This is a genomic window from Alteromonas sp. KUL17 (assembly GCF_006538305.1).
In the GTDB taxonomy this organism is placed as follows: domain Bacteria; phylum Pseudomonadota; class Gammaproteobacteria; order Enterobacterales; family Alteromonadaceae; genus Alteromonas; species Alteromonas macleodii.
Window position 1 is genome coordinate 42735 of sequence record NZ_BJKJ01000019.1, and the last position, 13557, is coordinate 56291.

12 protein-coding genes are annotated in these 13557 nt (G+C 46.7%); 11 read left to right on the forward strand and 1 reads right to left on the reverse strand.

The window, feature by feature from the left end; genetic code table 11:
* The first annotated feature begins 327 nt into the window (after positions 1–327).
* The 11 genes from rpoZ (at position 328) to KUL49_RS15435 (ending at position 12332) form a co-directional block, all read left to right on the forward strand.
* Positions 328–600: a DNA-directed RNA polymerase subunit omega gene (gene rpoZ / locus KUL49_RS15385; RefSeq protein ID WP_014947805.1), complete on the forward strand. Its 273-nt coding sequence runs from the start codon at positions 328–330 to the stop codon at positions 598–600.
* A 142-nt stretch (positions 601–742) separates the two neighbouring features.
* Complete coding sequence (spoT, locus tag KUL49_RS15390; RefSeq protein ID WP_039226917.1) at positions 743–2854, forward strand: bifunctional GTP diphosphokinase/guanosine-3',5'-bis pyrophosphate 3'-pyrophosphohydrolase; 2112 nt, start codon at positions 743–745, stop codon at positions 2852–2854.
* Positions 2855–2878: 24 nt separating this feature from the next.
* Complete coding sequence (locus KUL49_RS15395) at positions 2879–3265, forward strand: RidA family protein (protein ID WP_014947807.1); 387 nt, start codon at positions 2879–2881, stop codon at positions 3263–3265.
* 3 nt (positions 3266–3268) lie between these two features.
* The gene (trmH, locus tag KUL49_RS15400) at positions 3269–3976 is read left to right on the forward strand and encodes a tRNA (guanosine(18)-2'-O)-methyltransferase TrmH (protein WP_131137858.1); all 708 of its coding nucleotides are present in this window, start codon (positions 3269–3271) and stop codon (positions 3974–3976) included.
* Positions 3977–4170: 194 nt separating this feature from the next.
* The gene (recG, locus tag KUL49_RS15405; RefSeq protein ID WP_131137887.1) at positions 4171–6243 is read left to right on the forward strand and encodes an ATP-dependent DNA helicase RecG; all 2073 of its coding nucleotides are present in this window, start codon (positions 4171–4173) and stop codon (positions 6241–6243) included.
* The gene (locus KUL49_RS15410) at positions 6236–7021 is read left to right on the forward strand and encodes a class I SAM-dependent methyltransferase (protein WP_131137859.1); all 786 of its coding nucleotides are present in this window, start codon (positions 6236–6238) and stop codon (positions 7019–7021) included. The genes recG and KUL49_RS15410 overlap by 8 nt, the downstream gene beginning before the upstream one ends.
* 1 nt (position 7022) lies before the next feature.
* Entirely contained in the window at positions 7023–7496 is a 474-nt protein-coding gene (locus KUL49_RS15415; protein ID WP_014947810.1) for a peroxiredoxin, read from the forward strand.
* Between the two features lie 431 nt (positions 7497–7927).
* Positions 7928–8737: a hypothetical protein gene (locus tag KUL49_RS15420; protein ID WP_131137860.1), complete on the forward strand. Its 810-nt coding sequence runs from the start codon at positions 7928–7930 to the stop codon at positions 8735–8737.
* Between the two features lie 9 nt (positions 8738–8746).
* Positions 8747–9781 carry an extracellular solute-binding protein gene (locus tag KUL49_RS15425; protein ID WP_131137861.1) on the forward strand — a complete coding sequence of 345 codons (1035 nt, stop codon included), beginning with the start codon at positions 8747–8749 and terminating at the stop codon, positions 9779–9781.
* Positions 9778–11298 (forward strand): iron ABC transporter permease, encoded by a 1521-nt coding sequence (locus KUL49_RS15430; protein WP_131137862.1) that lies wholly within the window; start codon positions 9778–9780, stop codon positions 11296–11298. Before KUL49_RS15425 ends, KUL49_RS15430 begins: the two co-directional genes overlap by 4 nt.
* Positions 11298–12332 carry an ABC transporter ATP-binding protein gene (locus KUL49_RS15435; protein WP_131137863.1) on the forward strand — a complete coding sequence of 345 codons (1035 nt, stop codon included), beginning with the start codon at positions 11298–11300 and terminating at the stop codon, positions 12330–12332. The genes KUL49_RS15430 and KUL49_RS15435 overlap by 1 nt, the downstream gene beginning before the upstream one ends.
* A gap of 105 nt (positions 12333–12437) precedes the next feature.
* Here the strand turns inward: KUL49_RS15435 and KUL49_RS15440 are convergent, their stop codons facing one another.
* Positions 12438–13268, reverse strand: a complete 831-nt coding sequence (locus KUL49_RS15440; RefSeq protein WP_131137864.1) for a mechanosensitive ion channel family protein — start codon at positions 13266–13268, stop codon at positions 12438–12440.
* Positions 13269–13557 lie beyond the last annotated feature (289 nt).

A 13557-nucleotide genomic window follows, 5' to 3' on the forward strand; every position in this document is an offset into this window, starting at 1 on the left:
TCATTAACAATGAGCGTATTTAAAAGTAGTTATTCTTTTAAATTATTGCTTCATCTAAAGTGATAAGATAGTTTGGTAGTTTTTAGTATTACCCTAGTCTGGCACTATGAACTTTTATGTTCCGAGAGTCACTTTTAAGAGCTACACGCGCTACGATCTTTTTGTATGTATTGCATAAGCTAGGGATAATACCCCATTAATTACAAGATCGCTCTGCGATCTGACTGCTTCAAATTCAAACAAAACGCTAGGATCGCGCTACGTATCTGTGTATACTACGCGGCCGTTTTTTGAATAACTTGCTCAACCTAATTTTCGGAGAAATACATGGCTCGCGTAACTGTAGAAGATGCCGTAGATAAAATTGGTAACCGCTTTGACCTAGTGCTTGTTGCTGCACGCCGTGCACGTCAAATTGCCACTGAAGGCAAAGATCCTATGGTTGACGTTCAAAACGATAAGCCAACTGTTACAGCACTTCGTGAAATTGAAGAAGGTTTGGTAACGGCTGCTACGCTTGAACAAGCAGAACTTCAAGCTCAAGAGCAGCAAGAACATGCTGAATTTGCATCAGTAGCAAACATCCTATCTGATCAATAAAACCTCTTTTTAACGGTTTTATCGGTATTTTAGCGCCAGTGCTTTGAAAAAAGCACTGGCGCTTTACTTTTGGCGTATTGGCTTCTTGCACAATTAAACGTATTCTTAGGGTTGTAACGTTAGATAAGGGTCACGCTTCACTGTGTATTTGTTTGAAGGTTTAAAGCAGAAAGTTTTAGAGTACTTACCAGCCGACCGCGTTCAGTTGGTACAAGAATCTTTTGTGCTTGCGCAAGAAGCGCATGACGGACAAATGCGTTCAAGCGGCGATCCGTACATTACTCACCCAGTTGCAGTTGCCGGTATTTTGGCTGACATGCACCTTGATCACGAAACGATCATGGCGGCACTCCTTCACGACGTTATTGAAGATACCCATTACAGCAAAGAAGACTTAGCCGAAGCTTTTGGCGATACCGTTGCTGAACTGGTAGAAGGTGTTAGTAAGCTAGATAAACTCGCGTTTAGCACTAAACAGGAAGCGCAGGCGGAGAACTTCCGTAAAATGATGATGGCCATGGTGCAAGACATCAGGGTTATTCTTATCAAGCTTGCTGATCGCACGCACAACATGCGCACGCTCGGGTCATTACGACCAGACAAGCGCCGCCGCATTGCGTTAGAAACGCTAGAAATCTACGCGCCAATCGCCCACCGCTTGGGTATTCACGACATTAAAAATGAGCTTGAAGATTTAGGTTTTCAGGCCATGTATCCTATGCGTCATCGCGCACTAAAGTCTGCTGTGCGCCAGGCCCGCGGTAATCGTAAAGAAATTATCGAAAACATTCGCGAAGAGCTGAACACTCGTTTAGACGCCTATCAAATTGAGTCGAATGTACTGGGTCGCGAAAAACACTTGTATTCCATTTACCGCAAAATGAAAAACAAAGAACTGATGTTCAATGAGGTAATGGATATTTATGCGTTTCGCATCGTTGTTCAATCGGTAGATAACTGTTATCGCGCCCTCGGTGCTATGCATGGGCTGTACAAGCCTATTGAAAACCGTTTTAAAGATTATATCGCTATCCCTCGAACCAACGGCTATCAGTCGTTGCATACGTCATTAATTGGCCCGCACGGCATTCCTGTGGAAATTCAAATTCGAACCCAGGAAATGGACCAAATGGCAGACAAAGGAGTGGCGGCGCACTGGCTTTACAAAGAGCCTGGCGATAATGGCACCACTGCACAGCTTCGAGCGCGCAAGTGGATGCAAAGCCTGCTTGAGCTTCAGCAATCGGCCAGCTCATCCTTTGAATTCATCGAATCGGTAAAAACCGACCTGTTCCCTGATGAAATTTACGTATTTACACCAGACGGACGTATTATCGAGTTGCCAATGGGCGCAACCGCCGTTGATTTTGCCTACGCGGTACACTCTGATGTAGGTAATACCTGCGTAGGTGTGCGCGTAGAGCGCAGAAACTTTAGCTTAAGCAAGCCGCTTGAAAACGGTCAAACCGTGGAAATTATTACCTCGCCGAAAGCGAAGCCTAATGCGAACTGGCTAAACTTTGTGGTGAGCGCTCGAGCGCGAACACGTATTCGTCAGTATCTGCGTAAACAGCACTCTCAAGAAGCGGTGAACATGGGTAACCGTCTACTTCGTCATGCGTTAGGCAGCGTTAAACTAGACGATATTCCAAACGAAGATATCGAACGTGTGGTGGCCGAAACTAAGCATGCTAATTTTGACGATTTGCTAGTAGATATCGGCCTTGGTAACGAGCTAAGCGCAATTGTAGCGCGTCGTTTATTAGGTGAAAGCACAACAGACTTATCAGACAAGAAAGGTAATGTGGCTATTCGCGGCACAGAAGGCCTGCTTGTTCACTATTCTCGTTGTTGCCATCCTATTCCAGACGATGAAATTGTAGCGGTTTTAAGCCCCGGTCGCGGTATGACTATTCACCAAATTGGGTGTAACAATATTCGCAAGCTTACGCGAGAAGAACCTCAACGCGTATTGCCCATGCAGTGGGACGACAACCCGCAAGGCGAATTTAAAGCGTCACTGCGTATAGAGTTGTTTAACCATCAGGGCACACTGGCAACTTTAACGAACACCATTTCAGGGTGCGATTCCAATATCATTGGTCTGCAAACTGAAGAGAAAGAGAGTAATATCTACTTTATTGACCTTGAACTTACCACGCACAACCGTGTGCACTTGGCTCGCGTAATGAAGAAAATACGTACCATGCCGGAAGTTCAAAGAGTGTCTCGTCATAGTCAATCACGACACTAATTACTACACTATTTAGGAACTACTATGTCTAAGTCTATTATTCAGACCGATAAGGCACCTGCTGCTATTGGTACTTACAGCCAAGCGGTTAAAGCAGGCACTACCGTTTATCTTTCAGGGCAAATTCCTCTTGTTGCTGAAACTATGGAAATGGTTTCTGACGACTTTGAAGCGCAAGCTATACAAGTTTTTGAGAACATTAAAGCGGTGTGTGACGCTGCGGGCGGCACTACAAATGACTTAGTGAAGGTGAACATCTTCCTTATCGACCTAGGTCACTTTGCAACGGTTAATGAAATTATGAGTCGTTACTTCACCAAGCCTTACCCAGCACGCGCAGCCGTTCAGGTGTCGGCATTGCCTAAAGGTGCACAAATTGAAATTGATGGTGTAATGGAACTGCCGGAGTAAGCCATGTCACCTGAGCGTTACCAGCGCATAAGACAAGTGCTGGAAAGAAGGCAAACTGATCTTACGGTTTGCCTTGAAAATGTACACAAGCCGCATAACGTATCTGCAGTAGTGAGAACCTGTGATGCAGTGGGTATTCATCGCGTTCACACCGTGTGGGAAAAGAAATACCAGTTCCGTCGCGGCACCGCTATGGGCAGCCAACAATGGGTGCGTCAAACCAATCACGATAATATCAACGACGCGATGGCTGAACTAAAAGGCCAAGGCATGCAGGTGCTGGTAACCCACTTATCTGATACCGCTGTCGATTTTCGTGATATTGATTACACCAAGCCTACGGCTATTCTGTTTGGTCAAGAGAAATACGGTGCCTCTGATGAGGCGAAAGCCGTTGCCGACCATGACATTGTTATTCCTATGATGGGCATGGTGCAGTCGTTGAACGTATCGGTAGCCGCAGCGCTAGTACTTTACGAAGCCCAGCGCCAACGTACTATTGCAGGTATGTATAACACCCAGCAGTTACCAGAAGAAGAGTGCCAAGCATTGGCCTTTCAAAATGGTTACCCGCGTTTGTATAAACTTTGCCAACGTAAAGGTTTGCCTTTGCCTGCTATTAACGCCATTGGTGAAGTGGAGGCCGACGATAGCTGGTGGAAAGAAATGCAGATCACAAAAGCAGAAGCAAACGCGCTAGAGGCCGACTAGGGCCTAACCTATTGGTTGCACTTTTAGTTTTGCTCTTACTTGTATAGGGGCCAGCGTAAAAAACTGGCCTAAAGCGTACTCGCCAACCCCTCAACAATCCTTTACACTTCTTTTCCTATAACACGTTGAATAACACCAGCTTGTGCCAATTCAAAGGTTAAATAGTTAATGTTCCAAAAGAAGGATATCGCTTGATGCAAGCACTGGCCACTACACCCATTACTGCGCTTAAAGGCGTAGGCGCAAAGGTGGCAGAAAAGCTTAACAAAATAGGTTTGTTTACCCTTCAAGATATTCTGTTTCATCTTCCTCACCGCTACGAAGACAGAACACGTATTTATAGCGTGGCAGAGTGCCGCCCGTTTACCCATGTAAGCGTGCAGGGCGAGGTAATGAGCGCCGACATTCAGTACGGAAAGAAGCGCATGCTAGTGGTTAAGCTTAGCGACGGTACGGGTACCATAACCTTACGCTTTTTCCACTTTGGTGCAGTGCAGCGGTCTATTATGACGCCAGGAAACACGGTGCGTTGTTTCGGAGAAGTACGTACTGGAAAGTGGGGCATTGAAATGATGCACCCCGAATTTAAATTAGTGGATGAAGACGCGCCACCATCAGAAGAATCACTAACGCCAGTTTACCCCACCACAGACGGTGTTAAGCAGTTAACCCTTCGTAATCTAACTGATCAAGCCTTAAAACTTCTAGATAAAGGCGCGCTGGCCGACTTACTGCCCGACGGCATTTACGATGACCAAATTAGCCTTAATGAGGCGCTTCATTTGGTGCATCGCCCACCACCCGATGTAGACGTACACGAAATGGAAGAGGGGCTGCACCCTGCTCAGTATCGGTTAATTTTGGAAGAGTTATTGTCACACCACCTAAGTGTGTTGAAAGTACGCAAGCTATCTGACGCGCAGCCTGGTATTCCTATTAAGGTGAATCAGCCGCTTATCGATAAAATGCTCGCTCAACTGCCATTCTCACCAACGGGGGCACAGGCTCGGGTAGTGGAAGATATTCAAAAAGATATGCAGCATGCGCGGCCTATGATGCGCCTTGTACAAGGCGATGTAGGGTCGGGCAAAACCTTAGTTGCGGCACTGGCCGCGCTATCAGCCATTGGTGCAGGGCATCAGGTAGCATTAATGGCACCTACTGAGCTGTTGGCTGAACAGCATGCCAATAACTTTCGTGGCTGGCTAGAACCTTTAGGTATTGAAGTAGGTTGGCTTGCCGGCAAGCTGAAAGGCAAAGCCCGCAATGAAGTATTAGCCCGCTTAGAAGCTGGCGATATTCAAATGTTGGTGGGTACTCACGCCATCTTCCAGGAAAGCGTAAATTACCAGCAGCTAGCGCTGGTTATTGTGGATGAACAACACCGCTTTGGCGTACATCAACGATTGGCCCTGCGCGATAAAGGCGAACGGCAAGGTCGCTACCCTCATCAGCTAATTATGACGGCGACGCCTATTCCAAGAACGTTGGCCATGACAGCCTATGCCGATTTAGACACCTCGGTTATTGATGAGTTGCCACCAGGCAGAACACCGGTGCAAACCGTGGTATTACCCGATACACGCCGCGCCGATGTGATAGAGCGCGTACGTCAGGCCTGTAAAGAAAACGGCCGCCAAGCTTACTGGGTGTGTACGCTAATTGATGAGTCGGAAGTGTTGGAGTGTCAGGCAGCAGAAGACGCTGCGGTTACCCTTCGTACCGCGCTGCCAGACTTACACGTTGGTTTGGTACACGGGCGTTTAAAGCCTGCAGAAAAAGCGCAGGTTATGGCCGACTTTAAAGACGGAAAGCTGGATTTATTGGTAGCGACTACCGTTATTGAAGTAGGCGTAGATGTGCCTAATGCCAGCATCATGATCATTGAAAACGCTGAACGATTGGGTTTAGCGCAGCTTCACCAGCTTAGAGGCCGAGTAGGGCGTGGTGCGGTAGAAAGTCAGTGTGTACTTATGTACCAGAGCCCACTATCGAAAACCGCTACTCAGCGCCTTGGCGTATTGCGCGAATCTAACGACGGGTTTTATATTGCCCAGCGCGATTTGGAAATTCGTGGCCCGGGTGAATTTATGGGTACTAAGCAAACGGGAATGGCCGAGCTTAAAATAGCAGACCTAGTACGCGACGCCGCTCTTATCCCTAAGGTTCAGGAAATTGCCTATACCCTTTGGGACAAATACCCCTCTCACGCTCAAGCCATCATTAATAGATGGATAGGGCATAAGGAGCAGTACGGTCATGCTTAATCATGTGCCTTTAATTATTTGTGATGACACCAATAGGGATGACGCTGCATTAATTAGTGCAATCAGCAAAAAGTGGGGTTTTCCTGTTGTTAGCAGCAGTGAAAAGCCTAGCGAGGGCTTGTATTTGCAGGTACAAAACGGCGTGCTAGGGCTTGCCGACGCAGGTGAGAAAAAAGTGAATCCGGTAGAGGTTGATTTTGCTTCGCCGGCTAGTTTGTATCGCAAGCAGCACGGCGGTGGGCGCAAAGAGCCCATTGTTAAGGCCATTGGTCTTAAAGGCAATGAAGCATGGCACGTAGTGGATGCAACGCCTGGGCTAGGTCGTGATGCCTTTGTATTGGTAAGCGTTGGCTGCAAGGTCACTATGATAGAGCGATCGCCCGTGGTTGCCGCCTTGCTTGAAGATGGTATTCGCAGATTAGCGCTTAGTTTTCCGGAACTTGCAGCTAAAATGTCGCTTCAACATGGAAATAGTGCTGAGGTAATGCAATACTTCACTGGTGAGAATGTGAACGCTATTTACTTAGACCCCATGTTCCCACACAAAAAGAAGTCAGCCTTGGTGAAAAAGGAAATGCGGCTGTTTCAGCAACTGCTTGGTCATGACCCAGATGCAGATGCGCTGTTACCGCCAGCACTAGAGCTAGCCACGCACCGGGTAGTGGTGAAACGCCCAAACAGTGCAGACGTGCTGGCAGGAATAAAAGCATCAATGGCTATTGAAAGCAAAAAGCACAGATTTGATGTGTATTTGTGTCAAAAAAATCTAGGAGAGTAGCATGATACAAGTTGGGGGCACTTTGCCTGAAGTAGATTTTAGCCTTTTAGAAAACGGCGAAATAACCAACCCAGGAACGAACGAACTGTTTTCGGATAAACGCGTTGTATTGTTTGCGGTACCCGGTGCATTTACACCGACCTGTTCTCAAGCCCACTTACCGGGCTATGTAGCGCTTGCCGATAAGCTTAAAGCCAAAGGTATTGATAGTATTATTTGCTTAAGCGTGAACGATGCATTTGTTATGGATGCATGGGGCAAAGCGAGCAACGCTGAAGAGATCATAATGCTGGCAGACGGCAATGGTTTCTTTACCAAGCAAATTGGCTTAGACATGAGCACGGGCAATTTCGGCGGCTTGCGTTCGTTACGCTATTCCATGCTTGTGGAAGATGGCGAAGTGAAAAAGCTAAACGTTGAAGACCCAGGTCGTTTCGACGTTAGCGATGCGCAAACCATGCTAGATAGCCTGTAAGACCGAAACTACGGCGTTAATAATCTCAAGAGCCCGCAACTAAGGTTGCGGGCTCTTTTCGTTTAGATGTTTGTGAAGGTTCGTTCATACCAGTCCGCATAGTTAATTACTCGCCCTTCGAGAAGGTCTGGCAAGCTTCTGAGTGGGCAACTATCTATGCAGCTTGGTATTCTTTAGTTAAGCGTATACTTGGTTGCCATTTTCATTAAAATGTAACCTATGTATGATCTGGCGCTCTGTAAATAGCGTTGAATATCAGTACGTTCAGTGAAGGTTAATGAACTAACATGTAGTATTCTTTGTCGAAAGTGCAGAAAAAATAAGGGCTAACACACTACGTTACTTAGCATGTGGGCTCGTTCAGTTACCTTTACTTGCTTAATGATAATAAGTATCATTTGCGTGAAAAGACAAACGTTTTAGGAATAATTATGACAACAACACTGAAAAAAATGAGTGCTTTGGTACTGGCTTCTGCGGTCACTTTCTCGATGCTATCTTCTCAGGCGCTTGCTAACGGTGCCATTGGCGATCACGTGAACAATCTTCACGCGCACATCGGCGAATATACGGAAGAGGTACATTGGTTAGAAAGCAAGTTTGGCAGTGTTGTTGATGCGTATGAAGCAAAAGATAAATCGCTTAAGACCGATGCACTGATTGAGTATTGGGAAGAGGTGGATTTTCACTCTGCTATTGAAACCCAGTATGTGCCTATTTACGCCTCTATTTGGCAAGGTATTTATGGTGTGAAAGTCGCCATTGATGAAGGCAAGCCTGTTGCAGACGTGCGCGTAGAGCAAGAGAAGCTAAATCATGCCTTGTGGCAGGCGTTAGGCGCAGTTAAACTTGCGTCCCAGTATCAAAAGAAAGGCTTAGTGAACAAGGTTCAAACTACCGAAAAAGAACCTACCACAGGCCCTGAAGTTATCGACGATATTAAAACACGTCTTGATCGTGTAGTTGCTAAGTACGCGGAACAGCTTCACGAAGTAGCAACTACACTCGTTCACGATACTTACCTTCAACGATTTGAAGGTGTGGAAGGTGACTTGATTGCGAAAAACGCAGCTTTGGTTGAAGACTTGGAGAAAGACTTTAACGTAACGCTTCCACAAGCTATCTCAAAAGACACTGGCGTTGATTCAGTTCGTAAGGTCGTAGAGTCTATGCAGACCAAACTTGACCGCGCTCGCGTACTTTTGGTTGAAGTAGAACAAAGTCGTAAAGACGTATTTTAAGGAAGGTGTATGCAACGTAGAACATTCTTACAAGGCTTAGCAGCGGCCGGTGCATTATCTGGTTTGCCGTTTAGTTTTGCTCACGCTATGACACAAACAGGCAGTGTGTCAGTTGAGTCACTGCCTAAATTAGAAGGTGATCTCACACTTTACTTAGGTCGTGGTGAAGGCGGCTTGTACGAGAATGTTCTTAAGGCCATCGAAAAGCGCAATCCAAAGCTTAATCTTAAAATAAGACGCGGCGGCTCTGCGGCATTGGCCAACACCATCGTAGCTGAGACTAAGGCAGGCGTTAAACGCGCCGACCTTTTCTGGGCCGTAGACACGGGCTCGATTGGCATGGTTACTGATGCTGGCGCGGCTAAGCCGTTGCCAGACGACCTTACTGCGCAGCTGCGTGAAGATTTTCAGTATCCGAGCTGGTCACCGGTAACAGGTCGTGTGCGTACACTGCCTTATAACACTGAGCGTGTTAAACCGGAGCAAATCCCTGAAAGCGTGATGGCATTAGCCGACAGCGATTTAAAAATTGGCTGGGCGCCAGCCTACTCATCATTTCAGTCTTTTGTCACTGCAATGCGCATTTTAGAGGGCGATAAAGCCACTAAATCATGGCTTAAAGGCATTAATAAGCACTCGAAAAAGTACGCAGGTGAACTTGGTGTAGTGATGGGCGTTGAACGTGGTGAAGTCGATATCGGCTTTGCGAATCACTACTACACCCTGCGCCTTAAATCGGGTAAACCGAACGCGAATGTGGCCCTTGCTTACAGCAAAGGCGATGCGGGCTGTTTAGTGAACGCATCAGGTATTGTTGCGTTGAGCGACGGTGATTTGCCGGTTAACTTTATCCGATATCTGCTGTCGCACGAAGTACAGTCTTATCTTGCTCGCGAAGCCTACGAAATCCCTCTGGTTCAAGGAGTTGAACCACCACAAGGCTTAGCGGATTTAAGTACGCTTTCGCCACCAGAAATGGACCTTCGTAAACTGGCTGATTTACGCCCAACACTTAACCTGATGAGGGAAGTTGGCGTACTGTGACAAACTGGCCAAAGTCGTATCCACTGGCACTACTTATTGCGCTGATGGCTTTATTGCCCGTCGGCGTTTTGTTTTCTTTAGCTCAAGATAGTGCGCAGCTTTTCGATACCCATAACCTCCGCGTTTTAGGCAACACAATTTCGCTTGTTGTACTGACTATCATTGGCTCGGTGTTTATAGGTGTACCGCTTGCCTTTTTAACCGCCTATGTGCAAATGCCGTTTAAGCGGTTCTGGCTTATTTTGCTTGCTGCGCCATTGGCACTACCCAGCTACATTGGCGCATTTGCGATGTACTTTTCATTTGGCACAGGTGGCGAAATTGAAAACGTACTGGGAATTAGCACTCCACCTATAAGCGGCCTTTGGGGCTCTGCGCTGGTCATGAGCCTTTATACTTATCCCTTTGTAATGATGACAACCCGTTCAAGCTTACTGAGTTTAGATGCAAGCTTGGTTAACGCGGCGCGCACGCTAGGGTTAACCTTAGGCGCAAGCTTATGGCGAGTGGTTTTACCGCGTGTTGTGAATAGCGTTGCCGCAGGGGCACTCCTTGCTGCACTTTATGCGTTATCCGATTTTGGTACGCCTGCAATAATGGGCTTCGACACCTTTACCCGCGTTATCTTTGTTGAGTATAACGCCTTCGGTCTTAGTCAAGCCGCCATGCTGAGCCTTCAGCTAATGGTTATTGTTGGGCTTATTCTATTTATAGAAAGTCGTATTAGTGGCGCTCAAGAGCGCCCAGGTAAGCATTTATCGTTGTTTCCTGCTCGCTGGCAGCGAAACCTAATGTTGCTGGCTACTATGCCGGTGGTATTTATGGCTATTGTGCTTCCCCTTGCTATTTTTACGCTGTGGTTAGTGCGAGAAGGCGCCGGCGGTTTTGAATTTAGCTATGCGTGGAACTCAGCTCATGCGTCATTTATTGCAGCGATTGTTGCTGTATTACTCGCCATTCCGGTAGCTCACGCCGCTATTGCCGGAAAAGCTGGACGCTTTATGGAGCGCATTACTTATTTTGGCTTTGGGGTTCCGGGTATCGTAATGGGGACAGCCCTTGTTTATGTTGGCCTGCAGTTGCCCGCGCTCTATCAAACGTTAAGTCTGCTTGTGATGGCTTATGTACTGCGCTTTATCCCACTTGCTGTGGGAAGTGTAAGAAGTACGGCTGAGAATATTGATTCAGGTCTGGTAAAAGCTGCTCGCGTGCTGGGCGCTAGCCCGCGTGAGGCATTTATGCGAATTACGCTGCCGTTAACCCTTCGTGGTATGATTGCGGGTGCAGCGCTTGTGTTCTTAGAAGCCATGCGCGAACTACCTGCAACGCTTATGTTAGGACCTACAGGATTTGAAACCTTAGCTACCTATATGTGGCGAGTTTACGAAGCAGGTTACTTTGGCCGCGCAGCCGTGCCAGGGCTTTTACTTGTTTTATTATCAGGTGTGGGGTTAATTCTCATGCTGTCGGGCGAAAGAAAAGCCCAGTTTACCGTTACCGAGGATGATCGTTCGTAATGCTTAGTGTAAATAATTTGTCTGTGAATTATGGGTCTACCCGCGTTGTCGACAAGTTAAATCTTGAGCTTGGACAAGACGAAATCCTGATGCTGGTGGGGCCAACCGGCTGCGGTAAAACCACCATTTTGCAAGCGTTGGCTGGGCTTATTCCTATTTCAGAAGGTGCTATGAGCCTAGGTGAATGGGAAAGTACAGCAAACAAACATGTTCCGCCTGAAAAGCGTAACGTGGGTATGGTGTTTCAAGACTTTGCGTTGTTTCCTCATCTTACCGTTCAGCAGAACGTTTGCTTTCGTTTAAAAGACACTAAGCTTGCCGATCATTGGCTTCAATTATTAGGCTTAGATAACTTCCGCGATGCAAAACCTGCACGTCTTTCTGGCGGTCAAAAGCAGCGCGTTGCGCTAGCAAGAACGCTAGCTCACGAGCCGTCCTTTGTATTGCTAGACGAACCCCTTTCAAACCTTGATGCTGCGCTAAAAGACAGCTTGCGCTGGGAAATTCGCGATGCCTTAAAAAGAGCAGGTGTGCCTGCTATTTGGGTAACGCACGATCAAGAAGAGGCGCTAAGTGTTGGCGATAGAGTGGGTATACTTAATAAAGGTGTGCTTGAGCAATTAGACACACCTGAAGCCTGTTACTCTTCTCCTGCCAGCCGTTTTGTGGCGCGTTTTATGGGCGAGGCGAGCTTCTTAAGTGCCACATTCGATAGCAGCGCAGCAAATACAGACAAAACAGTGGTTACTGATATTGGTAATGTGCCAGGCACACCGCTTCAAGGTGCAAGCGGCAACGTAGACTTGTTGGTACGCCCTGACGATTTAAGCTTAGATGCTACACTTAGTGAAACGAACTGTACGGTTGAATGGGTACGCTACGAAGGCGAAAGTCGGCTTTATGCAGTTATGCTAGACAGCGGTGATGAGCTAAAAGTACGCGTAAGCCATGAAAACGCCATTAAGCCACATACTCGTGCGTTCGTTCAGTTAATTACTACGCACCCTTTGGCAGTGTTTCCCAGAAAAAACTAAAGCGTAAATGGTTTCATAACTGACTGAAAATATAAAATAAAAAGGGCAGCCTATCGGCTGCCCTTTTGCTTACTAGGACGTTATTTTTACCCGCGCACTATAAGACTACGCGTTCTCGTTTACCACAATCACTTTGCGGTGCGGGAATGGAATCTCGATATTCGCTTCATCTAGCGCTTTCTTCACCTGTTCTGGCACTGAGAACAGAATGTCGAAGTAGTGCTCACCATGACAGAATGGACGCACAATAAAGTCTACCGAGCTATCGTTAAGGGTAGATACCTCAACAAATGGCGCTGGGTCTTTAAGTACGTGCGGGTGGTCTGCCAACACTTTATCGATAACAGCGCGAGCGGCATCAATGTTTTCGTTGTAGGCAATACCAAAAGTCATATCTACACCGCGAATTTCATGGTGAGAGTGGTTAACAATTTGCTCACCCCAAATTTGGCTATTTGGAATGATGATTTGCTTATTATCGAAGGTTTGCAAAATAGTGGTGAACAAGTCGATTTCAGTTACTTTACCGAACTTGCCCGCGGCATCGACAAAGTCATTAACTTTATAGGGGCGGAAGATAAGCAGCATTACACCCGCAGCTAGGTTAGAAAGTGTGCCTTGAAGTGCTAAACCAATAGCAAGACCGGCAGCACCTAACAGCGCAATAATAGACGCGGTTTGAACGCCAAAGCGATTTAGTACCGCTATGCCAACAAAAGCAAGAATGGTATAGCGCGCTACGCTACCAAAGAACTTAAAAAGGGTGTCATCCAGTTGAGGGTGGCTATTAGCAATAGCGACAATAGCGCTATACACCTTGCTCGCTACCCACAGGCCAACTATTAAAATTGCCAAAGCAAGTAATATGTTCGTGGCCCACGCCAGGGCGGCTGGCAGGTATTGGTTAATATCAAGTGACGCTAAGAACTCTTCCATGGATACAATCCTCTGTAATTTGTGAAGTAGCTGCGATGTTTTGTTCGTTTGTTTATTCGTTCAAATTGAGTTGCACCTCAATCCTGGGGCGTATTTATAGAGGAATTAAAATTTCTTTAGTATTGTTAAAAAGTATTAAAATCCATAATTTTCTACTAAAGAACTAGATTAAATTTGCAGTAAGATTCGGCTTTGCGTTGTGCAGCATGGCTTATTACGTATAATCCCGAACTCTTAACCTGCGCTACGATGCGCGTGAGTTTTTTGGCTTGATGTAAGGTGGATACAG

Coding starts and splice junctions, on each gene's coding strand:
- rpoZ (WP_014947805.1), top strand. CDS start 328: ATGGCTCGCGTAACTGTAGAAGATGCCGTAGATAAAATTGGTAACCGC.
- KUL49_RS15395 (WP_014947807.1), top strand. CDS start 2,879: ATGTCTAAGTCTATTATTCAGACCGATAAGGCACCTGCTGCTATTGGT.
- trmH (WP_131137858.1), top strand. CDS start 3,269: ATGTCACCTGAGCGTTACCAGCGCATAAGACAAGTGCTGGAAAGAAGG.
- recG (WP_131137887.1), top strand. CDS start 4,171: ATGCAAGCACTGGCCACTACACCCATTACTGCGCTTAAAGGCGTAGGC.
- KUL49_RS15410 (WP_131137859.1), top strand. CDS start 6,236: ATGCTTAATCATGTGCCTTTAATTATTTGTGATGACACCAATAGGGAT.
- KUL49_RS15415 (WP_014947810.1), top strand. CDS start 7,023: ATGATACAAGTTGGGGGCACTTTGCCTGAAGTAGATTTTAGCCTTTTA.
- KUL49_RS15420 (WP_131137860.1), top strand. CDS start 7,928: ATGACAACAACACTGAAAAAAATGAGTGCTTTGGTACTGGCTTCTGCG.
- KUL49_RS15425 (WP_131137861.1), top strand. CDS start 8,747: ATGCAACGTAGAACATTCTTACAAGGCTTAGCAGCGGCCGGTGCATTA.
- KUL49_RS15435 (WP_131137863.1), top strand. CDS start 11,298: ATGCTTAGTGTAAATAATTTGTCTGTGAATTATGGGTCTACCCGCGTT.
- KUL49_RS15440 (WP_131137864.1), bottom strand. CDS start 13,268: ATGGAAGAGTTCTTAGCGTCACTTGATATTAACCAATACCTGCCAGCC.